22 protein-coding genes are annotated in these 20,252 nt (G+C 61.0%); 10 read left to right on the forward strand and 12 right to left on the reverse strand.

Annotated features, from left to right (window positions below):
- Positions 1 to 54: 54 nt before the first annotated feature.
- The 5 genes from trmD to ffh all read right to left on the reverse strand — a co-directional run bounded on the left by trmD (position 55) and on the right by ffh (position 3,763).
- The gene (trmD, locus tag PH547_RS12345) at positions 55 to 747 is read right to left on the reverse strand and encodes a tRNA (guanosine(37)-N1)-methyltransferase TrmD (RefSeq protein ID WP_285168338.1); all 693 of its coding nucleotides are present in this window, start codon (positions 745 to 747) and stop codon (positions 55 to 57) included.
- A 7-nt stretch (positions 748 to 754) separates the two neighbouring features.
- On the reverse strand, positions 755 to 1,327 hold the full coding sequence (gene rimM, locus PH547_RS12350) for a ribosome maturation factor RimM (RefSeq protein ID WP_104825250.1): 573 nt from the start codon (positions 1,325 to 1,327) through the stop codon (positions 755 to 757).
- Between the two features lie 121 nt (positions 1,328 to 1,448).
- Positions 1,449 to 1,808 carry a 30S ribosomal protein S16 gene (gene rpsP, locus PH547_RS12355; RefSeq protein WP_004107969.1) on the reverse strand — a complete coding sequence of 120 codons (360 nt, stop codon included), beginning with the start codon at positions 1,806 to 1,808 and terminating at the stop codon, positions 1,449 to 1,451.
- A gap of 48 nt (positions 1,809 to 1,856) precedes the next feature.
- On the reverse strand, positions 1,857 to 2,165 hold the full coding sequence (locus PH547_RS12360; protein WP_104824664.1) for a chorismate mutase: 309 nt from the start codon (positions 2,163 to 2,165) through the stop codon (positions 1,857 to 1,859).
- A gap of 17 nt (positions 2,166 to 2,182) precedes the next feature.
- Positions 2,183 to 3,763: a signal recognition particle protein gene (ffh, locus tag PH547_RS12365; protein ID WP_285168340.1), complete on the reverse strand. Its 1,581-nt coding sequence runs from the start codon at positions 3,761 to 3,763 to the stop codon at positions 2,183 to 2,185.
- Positions 3,764 to 4,088: 325 nt separating this feature from the next.
- Between ffh and PH547_RS12370 the strand changes: the two genes are divergently transcribed.
- The 7 genes from PH547_RS12370 (at position 4,089) to PH547_RS12400 (ending at position 10,677) form a co-directional block, all read left to right on the forward strand.
- Positions 4,089 to 5,111 (forward strand): MBL fold metallo-hydrolase, encoded by a 1,023-nt coding sequence (locus tag PH547_RS12370; protein WP_285168341.1) that lies wholly within the window; start codon positions 4,089 to 4,091, stop codon positions 5,109 to 5,111.
- A gap of 75 nt (positions 5,112 to 5,186) precedes the next feature.
- The gene (gene dapF, locus PH547_RS12375) at positions 5,187 to 6,092 is read left to right on the forward strand and encodes a diaminopimelate epimerase (RefSeq protein ID WP_285168342.1); all 906 of its coding nucleotides are present in this window, start codon (positions 5,187 to 5,189) and stop codon (positions 6,090 to 6,092) included.
- Positions 6,089 to 7,363, forward strand: coding sequence for a tRNA (N(6)-L-threonylcarbamoyladenosine(37)-C(2))-methylthiotransferase MtaB (gene mtaB, locus PH547_RS12380; RefSeq protein ID WP_285168343.1), 1,275 nt, complete (start codon positions 6,089 to 6,091; stop codon positions 7,361 to 7,363). The genes dapF and mtaB overlap by 4 nt, the downstream gene beginning before the upstream one ends.
- A 23-nt stretch (positions 7,364 to 7,386) precedes the next feature.
- Entirely contained in the window at positions 7,387 to 8,859 is a 1,473-nt protein-coding gene (ftsY, locus tag PH547_RS12385) for a signal recognition particle-docking protein FtsY (protein WP_285168344.1), read from the forward strand.
- Positions 8,856 to 9,572 (forward strand): septation protein A, encoded by a 717-nt coding sequence (locus tag PH547_RS12390; protein ID WP_104824659.1) that lies wholly within the window; start codon positions 8,856 to 8,858, stop codon positions 9,570 to 9,572. The genes ftsY and PH547_RS12390 overlap by 4 nt, the downstream gene beginning before the upstream one ends.
- A complete protein-coding gene (locus tag PH547_RS12395; protein WP_260303192.1) occupies positions 9,572 to 10,162 on the forward strand; it encodes a DUF2585 domain-containing protein in 591 nt (196 codons plus the stop codon). The genes PH547_RS12390 and PH547_RS12395 overlap by 1 nt, the downstream gene beginning before the upstream one ends.
- 119 nt (positions 10,163 to 10,281) lie before the next feature.
- Positions 10,282 to 10,677: a Rap1a/Tai family immunity protein gene (locus PH547_RS12400; RefSeq protein ID WP_104824658.1), complete on the forward strand. Its 396-nt coding sequence runs from the start codon at positions 10,282 to 10,284 to the stop codon at positions 10,675 to 10,677.
- 153 nt (positions 10,678 to 10,830) lie between these two features.
- Here the strand turns inward: PH547_RS12400 and PH547_RS12405 are convergent, their stop codons facing one another.
- The 5 genes from PH547_RS12405 to ccmA form a co-directional block, all read right to left on the reverse strand.
- Positions 10,831 to 11,442, reverse strand: a complete 612-nt coding sequence (locus tag PH547_RS12405) for a DsbE family thiol:disulfide interchange protein (protein WP_104824657.1) — start codon at positions 11,440 to 11,442, stop codon at positions 10,831 to 10,833.
- A complete protein-coding gene (gene ccmD, locus PH547_RS12410; protein ID WP_104824656.1) occupies positions 11,439 to 11,612 on the reverse strand; it encodes a heme exporter protein CcmD in 174 nt (57 codons plus the stop codon). Before ccmD ends, PH547_RS12405 begins: the two co-directional genes overlap by 4 nt.
- Position 11,613: 1 nt before the next feature.
- Positions 11,614 to 12,375, reverse strand: coding sequence for a heme ABC transporter permease (locus PH547_RS12415; RefSeq protein ID WP_104824655.1), 762 nt, complete (start codon positions 12,373 to 12,375; stop codon positions 11,614 to 11,616).
- A 58-nt stretch (positions 12,376 to 12,433) separates the two neighbouring features.
- Positions 12,434 to 13,093: a heme exporter protein CcmB gene (gene ccmB / locus PH547_RS12420; protein ID WP_104824654.1), complete on the reverse strand. Its 660-nt coding sequence runs from the start codon at positions 13,091 to 13,093 to the stop codon at positions 12,434 to 12,436.
- A gap of 193 nt (positions 13,094 to 13,286) precedes the next feature.
- The gene (gene ccmA, locus PH547_RS12425; RefSeq protein ID WP_104824653.1) at positions 13,287 to 13,934 is read right to left on the reverse strand and encodes a heme ABC exporter ATP-binding protein CcmA; all 648 of its coding nucleotides are present in this window, start codon (positions 13,932 to 13,934) and stop codon (positions 13,287 to 13,289) included.
- Positions 13,935 to 14,197: 263 nt separating this feature from the next.
- On the opposite strand from ccmA, the gene acnA reads away from it, so the two are divergent.
- The 3 genes from acnA (at position 14,198) to PH547_RS12440 (ending at position 18,622) form a co-directional block, all read left to right on the forward strand.
- Entirely contained in the window at positions 14,198 to 16,888 is a 2,691-nt protein-coding gene (gene acnA / locus PH547_RS12430; protein ID WP_260303191.1) for an aconitate hydratase AcnA, read from the forward strand.
- A 260-nt stretch (positions 16,889 to 17,148) separates the two neighbouring features.
- The gene (locus PH547_RS12435; RefSeq protein WP_104824651.1) at positions 17,149 to 17,892 is read left to right on the forward strand and encodes a DUF1223 domain-containing protein; all 744 of its coding nucleotides are present in this window, start codon (positions 17,149 to 17,151) and stop codon (positions 17,890 to 17,892) included.
- A 328-nt stretch (positions 17,893 to 18,220) separates the two neighbouring features.
- Complete coding sequence (locus tag PH547_RS12440; protein WP_104824650.1) at positions 18,221 to 18,622, forward strand: DUF2794 domain-containing protein; 402 nt, start codon at positions 18,221 to 18,223, stop codon at positions 18,620 to 18,622.
- A gap of 15 nt (positions 18,623 to 18,637) precedes the next feature.
- Here the strand turns inward: PH547_RS12440 and PH547_RS12445 are convergent, their stop codons facing one another.
- On the reverse strand, positions 18,638 to 19,195 hold the full coding sequence (locus PH547_RS12445; RefSeq protein WP_285168346.1) for a GNAT family N-acetyltransferase: 558 nt from the start codon (positions 19,193 to 19,195) through the stop codon (positions 18,638 to 18,640).
- Positions 19,196 to 19,317: 122 nt separating this feature from the next.
- Positions 19,318 to 20,058: a Bax inhibitor-1/YccA family protein gene (locus PH547_RS12450; protein ID WP_104824648.1), complete on the reverse strand. Its 741-nt coding sequence runs from the start codon at positions 20,056 to 20,058 to the stop codon at positions 19,318 to 19,320.
- Positions 20,059 to 20,252 lie beyond the last annotated feature (194 nt).

A 20,252-nucleotide genomic window follows, 5' to 3' on the forward strand; every position in this document is an offset into this window, starting at 1 on the left:
AAATTCAAATGTTCGACGAGGTTTGGCTAGGCGCCTTCGTCGCTTCCGTAGCCGCTATTTCTTAGGGGTCTGATCAAGCAAATCCGGCCGGCGTTCCCGGGTCAGTGTCTCCGCCTCTTGCCTCTGCCATTTGGCGATGGCGCCATGGTTGCCTGACGTCAGTACCGCCGGAATCTCGTGTCCTTCCCAGACCTGCGGCCGCGTGTACTGCGGATGTTCAAGCAGGCCGCCTTCGAAGCTCTCGTGCAGGCCGGAAAGATCGTTGCCCATGACGCCGGGCAGGATGCGGACGACGGCGTCGAGCAGGATCAGCGCTGCCGGCTCACCGCCGGAGAGAATGTAATCGCCGATCGAGACCTCTTCGAGATTGCGCCCGTCGATCACTCGCTGGTCGACGCCCTCGAAACGGCCGCAGACGATGATGACTCCGTTGCCGGCGGCGAGTTCCCGAACGCGGTTCTGTGTCAGCGGTTTTCCGCGCGGGCTCATCAGCAGGCGCGGACGGTCGTCGTTTTCGGAGGCGTGGTCGATGGCGCGGGCAAGCACATCCGGCTTCAGCACCATGCCGGCGCCGCCGCCGGCGGGCGTATCGTCGACTGTGCGATGCTTGTCGGTGGCGAAATCGCGGATCTGCACGGTGTCCAGCGACCACTGCCCGCGCTCCATCGCCTTGCCGGCAAGAGACGCGCCGAGATGGCCAGGAAACATCTCGGGGTACAGTGTCAGGATGGTTGCCCGGAAACTCATGGCCGGGTCATTTCTTTGTTTTGCCGGGCCGCTTCGGTGGCTTGCCGGTGAAATCATCGGGGTTGTCGATCAAGCCTGCAGCCATCGGGTCGATCAGGATCTTGCCGCCTTCAAGGTCGATTTCCAGCACGGCGGCTTCGGAAAAGGGGATGAGCACGGGGCGTTTGCCCGGCCCCTTAAGCTCGAGCAGGTCGCCGGCGCCGAAATCATAGATGCCGCTGACCGTGCCGTAGCCGGTGCCTTTGTCGTCCACCGCTTCCAGGCCTTCGAGATCGGCATAGAAGAACTCGTCGTCCTCCAGCTCGTCATCGGGCAGGTTGTCGCGCTCGATATAGAGTTCCAGCCCATTCAGCGCCTCGGCGGCATTGCGGTCGTTGACGCCGCGAAAGCGGACGATCACCACGTTCTTGGCTTCGCGGATTTCCAGTACCTCGAAGCTGCGGCCGTCGAGGCTGTGCAGATGGCCGTAATCACCGAGCGCTGTGGGATCGGAAGTAAACGCGCGGGCGCGCACTTCGCCTCTCAGGCCCTGCGCGGCGCCGATGGTGGCCATCAATACCGGGTTTTCAAGTTTCGTCATGGTCCTGTGCCGACTGCAGAAGATCGATTGCGTTCTCTCATAAGGTGAACGCTCGCCGATGGAAACAAAAAACGGGCGGCATGTTGCCATGCCACCCGTTTCAAATCGTCGTTACGGCCGATTATTCAGCAGCAGCGGCGGCGTCAGCGGCCTTCTGTGCCTTTTCAGCGGCACGCTCCTGGGCGCGCTTGCCCGGCTTTGCCTTTTCCGGGTTGTTCTTGGCTTCGCGCGTTGCGATGCCGGCTTCGGCGAGGAAGCGCAGAACGCGGTCGGTCGGCTGGGCGCCGTGGTCGAGCCAATGCTTGATGCGCTCGGCCTTGAGTTCAACGCGTTTGGCGTCGTCCTTGGCGAGCATCGGGTTCCAGGAGCCGAGGGTCTCCAGGAAGCGGCCGTCGCGCGGCGAGCGGGCGTCGGCTACGACGACGTGGTAGTACGGACGCTTCTTGGAGCCACCGCGGGCGAGACGAATTTTCAGTGCCATGTTAATTCTCCTTAGGCTTTTCTTGACCGCTTCGTTTGGGCGGTATGGTCATTTGCCGTTGCTGAGATCAGCAGCGATCTGTTCATGATGCCGGATGACTTCCTTGATGACGAAGTTCAGGAACTTCTCGGCGAAATCCGGGTCCAGATTTGCGTCCTTTGCCAGGTGGCGCAGGCGTTCGATCTGGTATTCCTCGCGCGCCGGATCGGCCGGCGGCAGATTGTACTTGGCCTTCAGCACGCCGACTTCTTTCGTGCAGCGGAAGCGTTCGGCCAGCATGTGCACCAGTGCTGCATCGATATTGTCGATCGACTGGCGGTAGTTGCCCAGTTGGGCTTTGACGTCTGGATCAATCATGGGGTCTGCGATCCTTCTCACTTCTTCTTCGGCAAACCGGGCAGTCCCGGCAAACCACCGCCGAGGCCGGGGAGCTTGGCGCCGCCGAGACCCGGCAAACCGCCACCGCCGCCAAGACCGGACAATCCGCCCGGCATACCGCCGGGACGTCCGAGACCAGCGGCTTCCGCCTGCTTCTGCAGGGCTTCCAACTGCTTGGGATCGATGTTCGACAGGTCAGGCATTCCACCCATGCCGCCGCCGAGGCCCATCTTGCCCGCAAGGCCGCCCATGAGCTGCTTCATCACGCCGCCTTTGCCCTTGCCGCCCATCATCTTCATCATGTCCGCCATCTGGCGGTGCATCTTCAGAAGCTTGTTGATGTCGGCGGCGTCGGTGCCGGAGCCGGCGGCGATGCGCTTCTTGCGGGAGTGTTTCAGGAGATCGGGATTGGCGCGCTCCGCCTTCGTCATCGAGGAGATGATGGCGAGCTGGCGACCGAAAAGCTTATCGTTGAGGCCTGCGGCGGCCATCTTGTCCTTCATGCCGGCCATGCCGGGCATCAGGCCCATGATGCCGCCCATGCCGCCCATCTTCTGCATCTGCTTGAGCTGGTCGGCCAGGTCGTTCAGATCGAATTTGCCCTTGGCCATCTTGGCAGCCATGGCGGCTGCCTTCTCGGCGTCGATATTCTCCGCGGCCTTTTCAACCAAAGAGACGATGTCGCCCATGCCGAGAATGCGGTCGGCGATACGGCGCGGATGGAATTCCTCCAGCTCGCCCATCTTTTCGCCGACGCCGATCAGCTTGATCGGCTTGCCGGTGACGGCGCGCATTGAAAGGGCGGCACCGCCGCGGCCGTCGCCGTCCATGCGGGTCAGCACGAGGCCAGTGATGCCGACGCGCTCATCGAAATTGCGGGCGAGGTTGACGGCGTCCTGACCGGTCAAGCTATCGGCGACCAGCAGGATTTCGTGCGGGTTGGATTTCTTCTTGATGTCCGCCATCTCGACCATGAGCGGCTCGTCGATATGCGTACGGCCGGCGGTATCGAGGATGACGATGTCGTGGCCGCCGAGCCTTGCTGCCTGCACGGCGCGCGCTGCGATATCGGTCGGCGACTGGCCGGCGATGATCGGCAGGGTGTCGACGCCCGTCTGAACGCCGAGCTGGCGCAACTGCTCCTGCGCGGCCGGACGGCGCGTGTCGAGCGAGGCCATCAGGACCTTCTTGCGGTCGCGGCTCGTCATGCGGCTGGCGATCTTGGCGGTCGTAGTGGTCTTACCGGAGCCCTGCAGACCGACCATCATGACGACGACCGGGGCCGGCGCGTTGAGGTCGATGCCGACGCCTTCGCCGCCAAGCATTTCGATCAGTTCGTCATGGACGATCTTGACGACCATCTGGCCGGGCTTGATCGACTTCAGGATCTCGGCGCCTACGGCCTTTTCACGGACGCGATCGGTAAAGGAGCGTACGACATCCAGCGCCACGTCGGCTTCCAACAGCGCGCGGCGAACCTCGCGAAGTGCTGCGGAAACATCGGCTTCCGAAAGCGCGCCGCGGCCTGTCAGTCCATTCAGAATGGAACCAAGACGGTCCTGGAGGTTTTCAAACATCAGTTCTTCCTTATCGATCGCTTGGGATTTGGACTTGCGCAACTTGCGCGGTTCCTCGCCCGAAAACGTCGTGCTTTTCCATGACGAAAACAAGACGCAAAGCCAAAAAGCACCCGAGGGCGCATCGCGCTGTCGGGTGTTGACCTCCGGGATCTCTTTATACCTTAACGGGTCCCGGTCGGTGGCTCGGAGGCTTGTGCTCGTCGCAGATGGCGGGGATAAACAGGAAACGGGTGGGAAAGTCAAGCCGAGAGGGCGGAAAGGCTTTCAAAAGCCTGATGTTTGACCCACATCTGGGCAAACAGAAAAATCCAACGGCGCATTCATGACAGACAAATCCGGCTCCCGGAAGGCATCGAACCCCTACTATCAAGGTCCAATCTCCGATCATTTCGACGGGCTACGCTTCTTCAATCCGGACGGCGTGGAGCCGGGCAGTTTCGGCGACCTGTTGAAATGGAAACTCGGCGGCGGCCGTGCGCGCTGGCCGAATCCGGTCGTCAGCCTGTTCCCGCCGGCGAGGCCAGACAGCCATGTCTTCGGCGACTCATTGCGGGTGACCATGGTCGGACACGCCTCGATGCTGATCCAGGCGGCCGGTCTCAATATATTGACCGATCCGGTGTGGTCTGAGCGCGTGAGCCCTTTCACCTTCATCGGGCCCAAGCGAGCGGTTCCGCCCGGCATCCGGTTCGAAGACCTGCCGCCGATCGATCTCGTGCTGGTCTCGCACAATCATTATGATCATCTCGATCTCGCAACGCTGAAGCGGCTGCACGAGGCACATGGGCCGAAAATCCTGACGCCGCTCGGCAACGATGCCATTATCCGGCGTAGTGTGCCCGACGCCCGGATCATGGCGATGGATTGGGGCGATCGCATCGCCGTCACCAACGGGGTGACCGTCGACGCCGAGCCCTGCCATCACTGGTCGGCGCGCGGCGCCGGCGACCGCCGCATGGCGCTCTGGGCCGCATTCGTCATTACGACTCCTGCTGGGAAGATCTACCATATCGGCGACACCGGCTTTCATCGCGGCGTCAACTATGAGGCGGCGCGGCAAAAACATGGCGGCTTCCGCCTCGCCATCCTGCCTTTCGGCGCCTACGAGCCGCGCTGGTTCATGAAAGGTCAGCATCAGAACCCGGCGGAAGCAGTGCAAGGCATGAAGCTCTGCAACGCTGCCCACGTCGCCGGCCACCATTTCGCGACCTTCCAGCTCACGGACGAAGCGATCGATGCGCCGGTGAAGGCGCTGGATGCGGCGCTCCGGGAGTACGGCGTGGAGGCGGATCGGTTCAGGCCGCTGAGGGCGGGGGAAGTATTTGATGTGCCCCCGATATTTTGAGGAATAGCTTGCCCACTGGTAATTCCCCCGCATTTCCGCCATATACAGCTCGAAAACACGGACGGACCTACCACCATGAGCAATACGGTCGAATTCGCGCGGATGAACGGGCTTGGCAACAAGATCCTGGTTGTCGACATGCGCGGCCGGAAAGATGTGGTGACGGCGGCGGCGGCGATTGCGCTGAATGCCGATCCGGCCACTGAGTTCGATCAGATCATGGCGATCCACGATCCGAAGGCTCAAGGCACCGACGCCTGGATCGATATTCTGAATTCCGACGGCACCAAGGCGCAGGCTTGCGGCAACGGCACGCGCTGCGTCGTGCAGGCGCTGGCCGCCGAGACGGGCAAGAAGACGTTCACCTTCCAGACCGTCGCTGGCATCCTGAATGCCGTCGAGCATGAGGACGGCACGATTTCGGTCGACATGGGCAAGCCGGTCTTTGCGTGGGACAAGATTCCGCTCGCGGAAGAATTTGCCGATACGCGCCGCATCGAGCTGCAGATCGGGCCGATCGACAATCCTGTCCTGCATTCGCCCTCCGCCATGTCGATGGGCAATCCGCATGCGATCTTCTGGGTGGACAAGGACCCGATGTCCTTCGATCTCGCCCGCTTCGGGCCGCTGCTCGAAAACCATCCGATGTTTCCCGAGCGCGCCAATATCACGCTGGCGCAGGTGCTTTCGCCGACCATGCTGCGCACGCGCACCTGGGAGCGCGGCGCGGGCCTGACGCTTGCCTGCGGCTCGGCCGCCTGTTCGGCCGCCGTCAGCGCCGCGCGCACGGGCAGAACAGGCCGCAAGGTGACGATCGACGTCGCCTCTGCCCCGGCGCCGAGCCAACTCACCATCGAATGGCGGGAAAGCGACGATCACGTCGTCATGACCGGCCCGGCGGAATGGGAATGGTCCGGCTCCGTCGATCCTACGACGGGGAGCTGGCGGCGCGATCCGGAGCAGGGGGCTCAGGCGCGGTGAGCGGGGTCGAGGTCATCACCTTCGGCTGCCGTCTCAACACCTATGAATCCGAAGTGATGAGGTCGCAAGCAGAAGCCGCCGGGCTCAACAATGCCATCCTGGTCAATACCTGCGCCGTTACCGGCGAGGCCGTGCGCCAGGCGCGCCAGGCGATCCGCCGAGCGCGACGCGACAATCCGCATGCCCGCATCATCGTCACCGGCTGCGCCGCGCAGACGGAGAAGCAGACCTTTGCCGAGATGGCCGAAGTGGACGCCGTGCTCGGCAATGAGGAGAAGCTGACGAGCGCTTCCTATCGCGCGCTGCCGGATTTCGGCGTCTCGGCCGAAGAGAAGCTGCGCGTCAACGACATCATGAGCGTGCGGGCGACGGCGCCGCAGATGATCAGGCATATCGACGGGCATGTGCGCGCCTTCATCCAGGTACAGAACGGCTGCGACCATCGCTGCACCTTCTGCATCATCCCCTATGGCCGCGGCAATTCCCGATCCGTGCCGATGGGCGCGGTGGTGAGCCAGGCGCGCAGTCTTGTCGAAAGCGGTTATCGCGAAATTGTCCTGACTGGCGTCGATGCCACCAGCTACGGCGCCGATCTGCCAGGCCAGCCGACGCTCGGCCTTCTGGCGAAGACGCTGCTGAAGCAGATCCCCGAGATCCGCCGCCTGAGGCTGTCCTCGATCGATAGCATCGAGGCCGACCAGCATCTGATGGATCTGATCGCCGACGAGCCGCGCTTCATGCCGCATCTGCATCTGTCGCTGCAACATGGCGACGACATGATCCTGAAGCGGATGAAGCGGCGGCATTCCCGCGCCGATGCTATCAGTTTTATCGAGGATGCCCGCAGTCTTCGGCCGGAGATGAGCTTTGGCGCAGATATGATCGCCGGTTTTCCGACCGAAACGGAAGCGATGTTCGAAAATGCCATCAGCCTGGCGGAAGAAGTGGGCATTGCGCATCTGCATGTCTTTCCCTACAGCCCGCGTCCCGGCACGCCCGCCGCGCGGATGCCTCAGCTCGACCGCGCACTGATCAAGGAACGCGCTGCACGGCTGCGCTTGGCTGGACAAAAACTGCATCAGTCCCATCTCGACTCCATGGTCGGCACGCGGCAATGGCTGCTCGTGGAGAATAACGGGCTGGCGCATACGGAAAACTTCACGCTTGTCGCAGCCCCAAGCCTCAGGCCGCGCGACCTTGTGCAGGTGGCAATCACCGGCCACAATGGCAAGCATCTCGACATGCAACTTGCGGCCGCCGACGCGGCCTGATCCTACTCGCTCACGGAATTTTCATGGCGCTCAATTTCATCAAAAAAGTCTTCACCTTCGGCCGCGAAAAGTCGGCGGAAGAGCAGGCGCCGGAAGAGGTTTTGCCGAAGGTTGAAACGACCGTTCCGGAGCCTGAAGTACTGCCTGCTGCGGACGTTTCACCGGCTTCGGAGTTTGCCGAACCTGCGCTACCTCCCTCTGTCCCTACGAGTCATCTCCCCCTCAAGGGGGAAGATTGGCTGGAGGACGCTGCGCCGCAGGAGCAAAAAGAGCAGACTGACCGTCAAGCAGACGTTAGTGCTGAACTGAATGCGCAGGTGATCGAAGCCGAGGAAGCTTCGTCGGCAGAGTATCCTGTCGCGACCGAAGCCAGTGATGTACTGGATGAGACCGCCTCCGAAACAATCTCCCCCCTTGCGGGGGAGATGTCCGACAGGACAGAGGGGGGTGAGGAAGCCCCGGCAAACTCGGAACCTTCGTCGGAAAGCGCCGAAATTCTCGCCGCTCCTATCCTTCCCAAGGGCTTCACCAGCGCCGCCGACGCCCCCGCACCAGCCCCCGAAGCTCCAAAGCAAAAGTTGTCCTGGTTCCAGCGCCTGCGCGCCGGTCTTGCGCGCACCTCGTCGCAGCTCACCGGCCAGATCACGGCGCTTTTCACCAAGCGCAAGCTCGACGACCAGACCCTGCAGGATCTGGAAGACCTCTTGATCCAGGCCGATCTTGGCGTCGAGACCGCGATGCGTGTCACCGATACGCTGGCCTCGGAACGCTACGGCAAGGATGTGACCGGCGAGGATGTCAGCCGGATCATGGCGCAGGAAATCGCCAAGGTGCTGAAGCCGGTCGCCAAGCCGTTGCAGCTCGATCTCAGCCATAAGCCGCATGTCATCCTCATCGTCGGCGTCAACGGCACCGGCAAGACGACGACGATCGGCAAGCTGGCGTCGAAACTGTCCGGTGCCGGGCTGAAGGTCATGGTGGCTGCCGGTGACACGTTCCGTGCCGCGGCGATCGAGCAGTTGAAGATCTGGGCCGACCGCACCAAGTCGGAATTCATCGGCACCAAGCTCGGTGCCGACGCCGCCGGACTTGCCTATGATGCCTTCCAGCAGGCCAAGGCCAGCAAGAGCGATGTGCTGATCATCGACACCGCCGGCCGTCTGCAGAACAAGGCGGAGCTGATGGCGGAGCTGGAAAAGATCGTCCGCGTGCTCGGCAAGCTCGATCCGGACGCGCCCCATACCGTGTTGCAGACGTTGGATGCGACCACCGGCCAGAATGCGTTGAACCAGGTGGAAATCTTCCGCAATATCGCAGGGGTCAACGGGCTGATCATGACCAAGCTCGACGGCACGGCGCGCGGCGGCATTCTGGTGGCCATCTCTGCCAAGCACAAGCTGCCGGTCTATTTCATCGGTGTCGGCGAGGGTGTAGACGATCTCGAGCCGTTCGAGGCCGAGGATTTTGCCCAGGCCATCGCCGGGATCAGTCAATGAACGACAAGACCAAATTCGATGATAGTGAAAGTGCCGCGATGACGACCAGCGACAGTGATCTCACCCCAAGTGCTGCCGACAAGCATCATCCGATGCTGAAGCTGGTGCTGGAACTCGGGCCGCTGCTGGTGTTCTTTTTCGGCAATCTGCGTGGCGAGTGGCTGGTGCAGCATTTTCCGCAGCTCGCAGCGCTCGGTGGTCCGCTCTTCGTCGCCACCGGCCTGTTCATGGCGGCAACGGTGATCTCGCTTGTCGTCTCGAAGGTCATGCTCGGCCATTTGCCGCTGATGCCCTTCGTCTCCGGCATCGTCGTTGTCACTTTCGGCGCGCTCGGCATCTATTTGCAGAACGAGACCTTCATCAAGATGAAGCCGACCATCATCAACGCGCTGTTTGGCGTGGTGCTGCTCGGCGGGCTCGCGTTCGGCAGATCGCTGCTCGGCTACGTCTTCAACGCCGCCTTCCAGTTGGACAGCGAGGGCTGGCGCAAGCTCACGATGCGCTGGGGCATCTTCTTCCTGTTTCTCGCCGTGCTCAATGAAATCGTCTGGCGTGGGTCGAACTGGTATTACCTGCCGGATGTTAAAGCCGCGGACAATCTTTGGGTTCTGTTCAAGGTCTGGGGTACGATGCCGATCACCATCCTCTTTACCCTGTCGCAAATGCCGTTGATCATGAAGCACACGGTCAATCCGCCGGCGGAAGCCGAATAATGACGGCGCTTGCGGACGCCAAAAATCGTTATCGGCAACAGAGCTTCTGGTTCATTGCCTGTGCGGTAGTTCTGTTCGTCCAGATCGTCGCGGAATATATGATGGGCCGGGTGCCGATCTGCACCTGCGGCTATGTCAAGCTCTTCGAACCCGCCGTGAAATCCAGCGGCAATTCGCAGCATATCGCCGACTGGTATACGCCGTCGCACCTCATTCACGGCTTCCTGTTCTTCGGGCTGACGCATCTGATCATGCGCCGCAAGCCGCTGTCGATGCGCCTGTTCGTCGCCATGCTGATCGAGTCCGGCTGGGAGCTGCTTGAGAATTCGCCGATCATCATCAATCGCTACCGCACGGCGACGATCTCGCTCGATTATTTCGGTGACAGCATTCTGAATTCGGCGATGGACGCGGTGTTCATGGTCGTCGGCTTCCTGTTCGCGTGGCGCGCGCCGGTCGCGCTGACCATCGTGATCGCCATCTTCTTCGAGCTGCTCACCGGCTGGCTGATCCGCGACAATCTCACGCTGAATATCATCATGCTGGTCTGGCCGGTCGAGGCGATCAAGACCTGGCAGGGCGGGCTTTAACCCGCCGCAGATTTGATGAATTCTACACGCAATTCCCGCCAAAAATCGCCATAAAGTTGCATCTAAATGTCTTGGTGCTGCAATGAATGGCGCAGCAGTCATGATCTTGCGGGGGCTGGATGTCGGGCATTGTCGTTGCAACTTTATTGGCGGTGATCTCGTCGAAGTCATCGGTGGGTTTTTCCGATGGCAGTCAGTTGCTGGCCGATTGCCGCGGCTCACGGCAGTTTGCCAACGGCTATGTGATCGGCTGGTTGGATAAATGGAATCGTGATGAGTACATCGCGCGCCGGGGCATCGCAGAGTCGATCCCCAATGCGCGCGCCATGACCAACTGGGCGTATTTCGGCGGTTCGGTCGGTATAGACGTCTGCATTCCGGCCAATGTCGATACCAAGAAAATCAGCAATATGATTTGCGATTTCCTCATTCAAAACCCGTCGCTTCAGGATGTGCCAGCGGAGGACATCATGAATACGTTCACCGGACTGAATTTCCCCTGCGACAGGAAATAGCTTCCTTCATCGCCGGGTGAGGTAATCCAGACCTGGCAGGACGGGCTTTAACCAATTTCGGATTCGGCGACACGTTCGAGGCGAGCTGGCCTCGTGGCCCCCCGTGGTTCGAGGCCTTGTTTCCTGCTGCCTCTCCTCGACGAGGTGAGGTGTTTATAGCGCAGCCCTTCCCTGAGCTTTCGCTATGGCCGGATAGAGCCCCTCTTTGAGGCTGGTGGCGGTAAACGGGCCGACCTGCTTGTAGAGGATCGTGCCGTCGGGGGCGACGAGGTAGGATTCGGGAATGCCGTAGACGCCCCAGTCGATGGCGGCCGAACCGTTCGGGTCGATGCCGATGGCGCTATAGGGATTGCCGAGTTCGCCGAGGAAACGCAGGGCGTTTTCACCCGTGTCCTTGTAGTTGATGGCGACGATATTCAGTCGTCCGTCCTTGGCAAGGTCTTTCAAGACAGGATGTTCTTCGCGGCAGGGGAGGCACCAGGAGGCGAAGACGTTGACCAGCGTCAGCTTGCCCCGGATAGCGCTGTCGGTCAGTGCGGGTAGATTGGAGCCTTCGAGCGGCGCCAGCGCCAGCGTCGGGGCTTTTGTGCCGATCAGGGCCGAGGGGATCGCGGAAATATCGGTGCCGTGGACTTCCTGGTCGTACATCACCTTGCCGACGGCAAAGGCGATGCAGGCAAAGACGATCAGCGGAATGAGAGCCAGCAGATAGCGGCCGCTGCTACCCGATTTCGCCTTGTTGCCTTCTTCGGTTTCCAGGCTCATTTCGTCTTGCCTTCCGGTGCGCGCTGCGACCGGCGACGGATGCCGGAGGCTTCGAGCGCGGCGATTTCCTTGCGGCGCAGGCGCCCGTCGAACCATGTCCAGGCGATGACGGCGATGATCATGGCGGCGGTAAAGCCATAGGAGCCGTAGACGTAGAAGGGATGTGTCATGCTATTCCTCCCGGGCGGCCATGCGGGCGGCGAGACGGCGTTGCGCGGCAATGCGGCGACGCCAGATCTCGTTGCGGATCGCCATCAGATGCAGCGTGAAGAACAGCAGCGTGAAGGCAAGCGCCATGGTGAAGAGCGGCCATAGGAATTCTGCATCGATGGTCGGGCCACCGAGGCGCATGACGCTTTCGGACTGATGCAGCGTGTTCCACCAGTCGACCGAGAATTTGATGATCGGAATGTTGATGAAACCGACAAGGATCAGCACGGCGCTGACGCGCGCTGCCTTCGACGGATCGTCCATGGCGCGGTTCAGCGCGATCAACCCGAGATACATCAGGAAGAGGATGAAAACCGAAGTGAGGCGGGCATCCCAGACCCAATAGGTGCCCCACATCGGCTTGCCCCAGAGCGAGCCGGTGACGAGGGCAACAAGGGTAAAGGCGGCGCCGAGCGGCGCGGCGGCCTTGGCAGCGACGTCCGCAAGCGGATGGCGCCAGACCAGCGTGCCGATCGCAGACATGCTCATGATCGTATAGCACATCATCGACAGCCAGGCGGCCGGCACATGGATATACATGATGCGGACGGTATCGCCCTGCTGGTAATCGCCTTCGGTCGAGAAGGAGAGATAAAGGCCGATCGCGAAGAGTATGGCTGATATGGCCGCCAGCCAGGGAATAAGACGCGCCGAAAACGCCAGGAACCGGGTCGGGTTGGCGAGGTCGGAAAATCGGCTGATCGCGGGGCTCATATCGCTCATTTCGCCTGTTTAAACCGATATCGTTTATACGGCAATCGATCGCATTGTCTCGGGCCGATCAATCCGTCGTGTGGCGTAAAGCGAGGGCAGCCGCTGTCGGGCCGAGCACGGCGAAGAATAAGGTCAGTGCCATCAGGATCAGGAAGGGCGGCAGGAAGGGTTGAGGACCTTCGACGGCGGCATAGGTGGCGCTGACGCCGAAGATCAGCACGGGAATGGTCAGCGGCAGCACCAGGATCGACACTAGCAGCCCGCCACGCGGCAGGGCGACGGCGACGGCGGCGCCGACCGCGCCGATGAAGGTGATGGCCGGCGAGCCGACAAGCAAAGTCAGGGCCGTCGCGCCGATCGCCATCTCGTTCATATTCATGAAGAGGCCGAGCAACGGCGAGGCGATGACCAGCGGCAGGCCGGTCGCCGTCCAGTGCGCGGCGCATTTGGTGAGCACGGTCAGCACCAGTGGCGTTTCCTGCATCACCAGCAGATCGAGCGAACCGTCATCGCGTTCGGCCTGGAACAGGCGGTCGAGACCGAGCAGGGCTGACAGCAGCGCGCCGATCCAGACGATGGCCGGGCCGATGCGCGACAGCAGCTTGAGGTCGGGGCCGACGCCGAAGGGAATGACGGCGACAACGGTCAGAAAGAAGAGAATGCCGATGAGGGCGCCACCGCCGGCGCGGACCGAGAGTCTTAAGTCACGGAGGAAGAGGGCGGTCATACGGCGATTCCCTTGATTTCATTGTCAGTGGAGACACCAGTTTTGCCCCTCACCCTAGCCCTCTCCCCGCAGGCGGGGAGAGGGGACGACGCAGACTGCCGAACCCCTTCGTCCCGTAAAACGGGGAGAAGGTGGACTCGAGCGGTTACGCGTCGCGAAAAAGGACGGATGAGGGGTCGTGAGGGACGTAAAATCATCCCCACACCCCTTCGCTCACCCCGGCAAACCCCGTCATCCGCATTTCCTGTGTATTCGTAAGCCCCAGCGGCTGATGGGTCGCCGCCAATACGATCCCTCCCGCCTTCTGATGCGACGAGATGAGTTCCGCAAACAGCCGGTCCGCCGCGGCGTCCAGCGCTGCCGTCGGTTCGTCGAGGATCCAGATCGGGCGATAGGCGACCAGGAGTTTCGCAAAGGCGATTCGCCGCTGCTGGCCGGCCGAGAGATAGCCGAAGGGCAGGTGGGTAATGCCGGCAAGGCCGACGGCGTCCGCGGCTTCATCGATATCCAAACCAGAGCCGCCAGCCATGTCACCGAGAAAGATTTTCCAGAAGCCGAGATTTTCGGCCACGGTGAGCTCGGATTTCATCGCATTGCGATGGCCGAGGTAGTGGCTGACCTCGCCCGCCGGCCGGTCCGATTCGCCCTTGGAATCGGTGAAGGCGACGCGGCCTTTTTCCTGTTTGAGGAGGCCTGCGACGACCCGCAGAAGCGTTGATTTTCCCGAGCCGTTGCGGCCGGTCAGAATCAGGGCCTCGCCATTACTCAAGCTAAAGGAAACATTCGCGAAAATCAGGTCTTCGCCCCGCCTTGCGGCCAGGTTTTCAGCGCTTAGATGCATCCGCTCAGGCTTTCCCCGTTTTCGTTGCCGCAGTGCGCAAAAAATTGTCCAAATTTGCGCTCCGCCACTCTGGCAAGTCTTTACGAAATTATCTATAAGACCCGCAACCACGCCAGCGGTCGGCGTGAATTTCATCCTTGCGCCGAACATAAGGTTTTCTGCCTTACGTGCGGACAGCGGAAATGGCCGTACCCGCATCCTGATGTGCATAAAGTGCATAGGCGTTCGCACGACTGTGTTGGCTATCAGAAACGGGGTATCTCGTGTCTAAATCTCTTGACAGTTTCAATTGTCGTTCCACGCTGACCGTGGACGGGAAAGACTATGTCTATTTCAGCCTGCCCAAGGCTGAGGCCAATGGTCTGCCCGGCGTTTCCAAGCTGCCTTACTCCATGAAGGTGCTTCTGGAAAACCTGCTGCGTTTTGAAGACGGGCAGTCGGTCACTAAGGATCATATCGTTGCGGTCGCCGAATGGCTGACCAACAAGGGTACCGTCGAGAACGAAATCGCCTATCGCCCGGCGCGCGTGCTGATGCAGGACTTCACCGGCGTTCCGGCCGTGGTCGATCTTGCGGCCATGCGCGACGCGATGGTCTCCCTCGGCGGCGATCCGGAAAAGATCAACCCGCTCGTCCCCGTCGACCTCGTCATCGACCACTCTGTTATCGTCGACGAATTCGGCACGCCGCAGGCTTTCGCCAAGAACGTCGAGCTGGAATACCAGCGCAATGGCGAGCGTTACCGCTTCCTGAAGTGGGGCCAGCAGGCATTCAAGAACTTCCGCGTCGTTCCTCCCGGCACCGGCATCTGTCACCAGGTCAACCTCGAATATCTCGGCCAGACCGTCTGGACCAAGGAAGAAGACGGCGAAACAATCGCCTATCCCGACACCTGCGTCGGCACCGATTCGCATACGACCATGATCAACGGCCTCGGCGTTCTCGGCTGGGGTGTTGGCGGTATCGAAGCCGAAGCCGCCATGCTCGGCCAGCCCGTCTCCATGCTGCTGCCGGAAGTCATCGGCTTCAAGCTGACCGGCAAGCTCAAGGAAGGCGTCACCGCGACCGACCTCGTGCTGACCGTCGTGCAGATGCTGCGCAAGAAGGGCGTCGTTTCCAAGTTCGTCGAATTCTTCGGCCCCGGCCTCGACAACATGCCGCTCGCCGACCGCGCCACCATCGGCAACATGGGTCCGGAATACGGCGCGACCTGCGGCTTCTTCCCGGTCGACAAGGAAACGTTGAACTATCTCAACATGTCCGGCCGCGCGAAGGATCGTATCGCGCTGGTCGAAGCCTATTCCAAGGCTCAGGGCATGTGGCGCGACAATGACGGTTCCGACCTCGTCTTCACGGACACGCTGGAGCTCGACCTCAACGACGTCGTCCCGTCGATGGCCGGCCCGAAGCGTCCGGAAGGCCGTATCGCGCTGGAAAACATCGCTTCCGGTTTCGCCACTTCGATGGACACCGAATACAAGAAGCCGAGCCAGCTTTCGAACCGCTATGCGGTCGAAGGCACGGATTTCGATCTTGGCCATGGTGACGTTGCGATCGCCGCTATCACCTCCTGCACCAACACCTCCAACCCGTCGGTGCTGATCGCTGCCGGCCTTCTTGCCCGCAACGCCGTTGCCAAGGGCCTGAAGACCAAGCCGTGGGTCAAGACCTCACTGGCACCGGGATCCCAGGTCGTCGGCGAATACCTCGCCAAGTCTGGCCTGCAGGCCGATCTCGACAAGCTCGGCTTCAACCTGGTCGGCTTCGGCTGCACCACCTGCATCGGCAATTCCGGCCCGCTGCCGGCGCCGATCTCGAAGACGATCAACGACAAGGGCTTGATCGTTTCCGGCGTTCTCTCCGGTAACCGCAACTTCGAAGGTCGTATCTCGCCTGACGTCCAGGCGAACTACCTGGCGTCCCCGCCGCTCGTCGTCGCCTACGCGCTCGCCGGCACGGTGCAGCTCGACCTGACGAAGGAGCCGATCGGCGAAGACCAGAACGGCAAGCCGGTCTATCTGAAGGACATCTGGCCGACCTCGCAGGAAGTCCAGGAATTCATCCTGAAATACGTCACCCGTGAGCTGTACGAAACCAAGTATGCCGACGTCTTCAAGGGCGACGCCAACTGGCAGGCCGTGCAGGTTCCTCCGGGCCAGACCTATGCCTGGGACGACGACTCGACTTACGTGCAGAACCCGCCTTACTTCGTTGGCATGGGCAAGACCGGCGCCGGTGTTTCCGACATCAAGGGCGCTCGCGTTCTCGGCCTCTTCGGCGACAAGATCACCACCGACCACATTTCCCCGGCCGGTTCGATCAAGGCTGCCTCGCCGGCCGGTTCCTACCTCATTGGCCATGGTGTCGGCGTTGCCGACTTCAACCAGTACGGTACGCGCCGCGGCAACCATGAAGTCATGATGCGCGGCACCTTCGCCAACATCCGCATCCGCAATCACATGCTCGGCCCGAACGGCAAGGAAGGTGGCTACACCATCCACTATCCGTCCAAGGAAGAGACCTCGATCTACGATGCGGCCATGCAGTACAAGGCCGAGGGCGTTCCGCTCGTCATCTTCGCCGGCGTCGAATACGGCAACGGCTCGTCGCGCGACTGGGCTGCCAAGGGCACGAACCTGCTCGGCGTGCGCGCCGTGATCGCCCAGTCCTTCGAGCGCATCCATCGCTCGAACCTGGTCGGCATGGGCGTCATCCCCTTCGTCTTCGAGGACGGCACCACCTGGGCCAGCCTCGGCCTGAGGGGCGATGAGACCGTGACCATCGAAGGTCTGGAACACATCAAGCCGCGCGAGCGCAAGATCGCCAAGATCACCTATGGCGACGGCACGGTGAAGGACATTCCGATCATCTGCCGCATCGATACGCTGGATGAAGTGACCTACGTCAACAATGGCGGCATCCTGCAGACCGTTCTGCGCGATCTCGCCGCTTAATTGACGTTTAGATCACCTATACACGCCGCCGGAGCATCTCTCCGGCGGCGTCTTGTTTTTCACGCCGATGTGTACGACGCTAATGGCTCCAGGCCTTCGTCTCACCCCTTCGTGACTTTGCGTCATCGTGCTTAGCTATTATCTCTTGTTTCAGATTTATCAGGCTTGATGAGGCCCTACGGACATCCTGAGAAGCGCGACGCGGTTTCGGGTTCCTGCCAGCACAAGGCCTTCAAGGTCTGAGAAAGAGGTACAACGGCATGCGCTTACGGTTTTTGGTTCCACTTCTAGCAGGCATCGCGCTCGCAAGTTCGCTGCATGCGCAGGAGCTTGCCAAAATCAAAGGCGTCGTCGAACTCTTCACGTCTCAGGGCTGCGCCTCCTGTCCGCCGGCCGATGCTGCATTTGAGAAGCTGATCCGCCAGGGCGACGTCGTCGCGCTCGCCTATCACGTCGACTACTGGAATTATCTCGGCTGGAACGACACGATGGCCTCCAAGGACAATACGGCCCGGCAATATGCCTATGCCCGTACGCTCGGCCGCAGTGGGGTTTATACGCCGCAGGCGATCATCAATGGCCGTGATCACCTAAACGGTGCGGATCTAAACGCCATCAACTTCAAGCTCGACGATTTCCAGCGCCAGGGCAAGGGTCTGACGGTTCCCGTCAGTGCCGCCATGAAGGGTGACGAACTGGAGATCAAGATCGGCGCAGGCCAGGGCCGGGCAAATGTGGTCGTCGCCTATTTCGATAGGGAACAGCAGGTTTCGCCGAAGGCCGGCGAGAACAACGGCCAGCAGATCACTTATCTGCACGCGGTTTCGGACATTGAAACAGTCGGCATGTGGGACGGCAAGGCCTTGAATGTCGTGTTGCCCGCCAATGTGTTGGATAAGGCCGGTCGGCGCGGCCTGGCGGTTCTGTTGCAGTCGTCGACGCCATCGGGCGACCCGGCGGCGATCATCGGCGCGACCGTCCTGACGGCCGGGACCGACGGCTGATCTGCATTTTTCCGACGTCAGTCGAAAGGCTCCATTTCGGCTGGCGCCAAAGTTCTGTTTCGGCTTTGCCGAAAGGAGGAGAGTGCCCGGCGAGGGCGCATTCGGGGCTGGGGTTCGGTCGATACGCCCCGGCCGGGCCGTTTGGCGCGGCGGCGCCAAACCGATCCCTATAGTTCCGGTAAATGGGGCTTCGTTTTGACTGAAATGCGGCGCAGCCAAGATGCTTTGCTCGAAGCGCAAGAAATTGTGAGTGCCTCTTGGTCTTGCAATTTGCCGTGGCTGAGGCAAACTGTCATCTTCTTGTCATGACACAACCCCTGGGGGATTGATGACTGATCAGCCGGAATTGCGACACGGCGAAAGCCGTTCCGTCGACACCACTTCTTCCGTCGTCGTTGATCTCAGAGAATATAAACAGAGCAAGGACCCGCTGCCGGTGACTTTCCACCGCAGGGAGCTGGACGCAATTCTGTGGATCTACGGCCGCATGGTCGGCGAGGGCGAATGGCGTGACTACGCCCTCGACCATCTCAGGGAAAAGGCGGTTTTCTCGGTCTTCAAGCGCTCCGGCGAGCTGCCGCTCTTCCGCATCGAGAAAAACCCGAAGCTCGCCGCCAAACAGGGCGCGTTTTCCGTAATTAGTACCAATGGCATGATCCTGAAGCGCGGCCACGATCTGACGCAGGTGCTGAAGGTTTTTGATAAGCAGCTCAAGCTGGTGGAGAAGTGATCTTCGCCTGCTGCGCTATTCGCTGAATAGCGTTCCCGGATAGACTGATGGATCGGGGTCAGTTTCCATACCTTCGCCCAGCGGCTTCTGCATCAGCATCGTGTCCAGCCAGCGGCCGTGCTTGTAGCCGGTACCCTTCAACAGGCCTGTCTCGGTAAAACCGGCGGCGCGGTGAAGGGCGACGGAGGCCGGGTGGGCGCCGCCAATGACGGCGATCATCTGGCGGAAGCCGAGGCTCTGGCAGGTTTCCACCAGATTTGCCAGCAGCGCCTTGCCGATGCCGCGGCCACGGGCTTCAGATGCGAGATAGATCGAATCCTCCACCATCCAGCGATAGGCCGGCCGCGTGCGGAATGCGGAGGCATAGGCATAGCCGAGGAAGGCTCCGTCTTCGCCTTCGGCGGCGATATACGGGTAGCCCTTGTCACGGATCGCCTGGAAGCGGCCTGCCATCTCCTCTTTGCCCGGCGGAACGATCTCATAGCTTGCGGTGCCGTTCAAAACGGAGTCGCGATAGATGGCGGTGATAAAGGGAAGGTCGGCTGATGTGGCGTTGCGAAGGCGGAAGGACATCTGGGTTTTATTGCCTGATCTGCGATTTCAATGGCGGATAATAAAGCCGTGTCCGAAGCAGCAAGGCAAATAGAAAAGGCGGCCGGAGCCGCCTTTTCGAAAGATCATTCATGTCGCAGCAGTTATTTGCGGTTGCCCATGAACTGCAGCAGGAACATGAACAGGTTGATGAAGTCGAGGTAGAGCGTCAGCGCGCCCATGATCGCCTTGCGGCCAGCAACGGCAACGTCGTCGGCTTCATAGTACATTTCCTTGATCCGCTGCGTATCCCAGGCGGTCAGGCCTGCGAAGATCAGCACGCCAATCACCGAGATGGCGAACTGCAGAGCGGACGAATGCAGGAAGATGTTGACGAGCATCGCGATGATCAGGCCGAAGAGACCCATCATCAGGAACGAGCCCATCGCCGAAAGGTTACGCTTCGTCGTGTAGCCGAACAGCGACAGCGCGCCGAAGGAGGCGGCGGTCACGAAGAAGGTCTGCACGACGCTCTGGCCGGTGTAGATGATGAAGATCGACGACAGCGACAGGCCCACCAAAGCGGCATAGACCCAGAAGGTCGTCGTCGCGGCGGCCACGCTCATGCTATTGATCCTGAAGCTCAGGAAGAACACCATCGCCAAGGGAGCGAGGATGACGACCCAACGCAGCGGGCTCAGGTAGATCGCCTGGCCGAAAGCTGTGATCTGCCCGTCAGCGAAGGCGAGCGAAAATGCGAAATAGGCGGCCAAACCCGTGATCGCCAGACCCAGCGCCATCAGGTTATAGACCTTGAGCATGTAAGCTCGAAGGCCCTCATCTATCATCGCACCGGTTTGCGCGCCGCTAGGCGCCCGGTTTTGGTAATTGCGAAAGTCAGCCATGTTTTCCTCTTTCAAGCTCCGATGTGAGTAGCGTGTCGGGCACTTGGTCCCAGGCGCCGCTGCGGAGCTCCAGCATGCCTGCAGAGAATATGAGGCTTTCACGCCCCATGCACAAGGGCTAAGCGGCCGCGGCAGGGTTAAATCGGCGTAATATCGGGCTATTTCCCGACGCTCGGTTAATGCTCCAGGCGCCT

Source organism: Rhizobium cerradonense (assembly GCF_030182455.1).
GTDB lineage: Bacteria > Pseudomonadota > Alphaproteobacteria > Rhizobiales > Rhizobiaceae > Rhizobium.

Bases quoted from the DNA above. Each gene is read 5' to 3' on its own strand.
- ftsY (WP_285168344.1), top strand. From the start codon at position 7,387: ATGGCGCTCAATTTCATCAAAAAAGTCTTCACCTTCGGCCGCGAAAAG.
- trmD (WP_285168338.1), bottom strand. From the start codon at position 747: ATGAGTTTCCGGGCAACCATCCTGACACTGTACCCCGAGATGTTTCCT.
- ccmD (WP_104824656.1), bottom strand. From the start codon at position 11,612: ATGACACATCCCTTCTACGTCTACGGCTCCTATGGCTTTACCGCCGCC.
- PH547_RS12370 (WP_285168341.1), top strand. From the start codon at position 4,089: ATGACAGACAAATCCGGCTCCCGGAAGGCATCGAACCCCTACTATCAA.
- PH547_RS12415 (WP_104824655.1), bottom strand. From the start codon at position 12,375: ATGAGCGATATGAGCCCCGCGATCAGCCGATTTTCCGACCTCGCCAAC.
- rpsP (WP_004107969.1), bottom strand. From the start codon at position 1,808: ATGGCACTGAAAATTCGTCTCGCCCGCGGTGGCTCCAAGAAGCGTCCG.
- PH547_RS12360 (WP_104824664.1), bottom strand. From the start codon at position 2,165: ATGATTGATCCAGACGTCAAAGCCCAACTGGGCAACTACCGCCAGTCG.
- PH547_RS12395 (WP_260303192.1), top strand. From the start codon at position 9,572: ATGACGGCGCTTGCGGACGCCAAAAATCGTTATCGGCAACAGAGCTTC.
- PH547_RS12445 (WP_285168346.1), bottom strand. From the start codon at position 19,195: ATGTCCTTCCGCCTTCGCAACGCCACATCAGCCGACCTTCCCTTTATC.
- PH547_RS12405 (WP_104824657.1), bottom strand. From the start codon at position 11,442: ATGAGCCTGGAAACCGAAGAAGGCAACAAGGCGAAATCGGGTAGCAGC.
- PH547_RS12450 (WP_104824648.1), bottom strand. From the start codon at position 20,058: ATGGCTGACTTTCGCAATTACCAAAACCGGGCGCCTAGCGGCGCGCAA.
- PH547_RS12400 (WP_104824658.1), top strand. From the start codon at position 10,282: ATGTCGGGCATTGTCGTTGCAACTTTATTGGCGGTGATCTCGTCGAAG.
- ccmB (WP_104824654.1), bottom strand. From the start codon at position 13,093: ATGACCGCCCTCTTCCTCCGTGACTTAAGACTCTCGGTCCGCGCCGGC.
- rimM (WP_104825250.1), bottom strand. From the start codon at position 1,327: ATGACGAAACTTGAAAACCCGGTATTGATGGCCACCATCGGCGCCGCG.
- dapF (WP_285168342.1), top strand. From the start codon at position 5,187: ATGAGCAATACGGTCGAATTCGCGCGGATGAACGGGCTTGGCAACAAG.
- ccmA (WP_104824653.1), bottom strand. From the start codon at position 13,934: ATGCATCTAAGCGCTGAAAACCTGGCCGCAAGGCGGGGCGAAGACCTG.
- PH547_RS12435 (WP_104824651.1), top strand. From the start codon at position 17,149: ATGCGCTTACGGTTTTTGGTTCCACTTCTAGCAGGCATCGCGCTCGCA.
- ffh (WP_285168340.1), bottom strand. From the start codon at position 3,763: ATGTTTGAAAACCTCCAGGACCGTCTTGGTTCCATTCTGAATGGACTG.
- PH547_RS12390 (WP_104824659.1), top strand. From the start codon at position 8,856: ATGAACGACAAGACCAAATTCGATGATAGTGAAAGTGCCGCGATGACG.
- PH547_RS12440 (WP_104824650.1), top strand. From the start codon at position 18,221: ATGACTGATCAGCCGGAATTGCGACACGGCGAAAGCCGTTCCGTCGAC.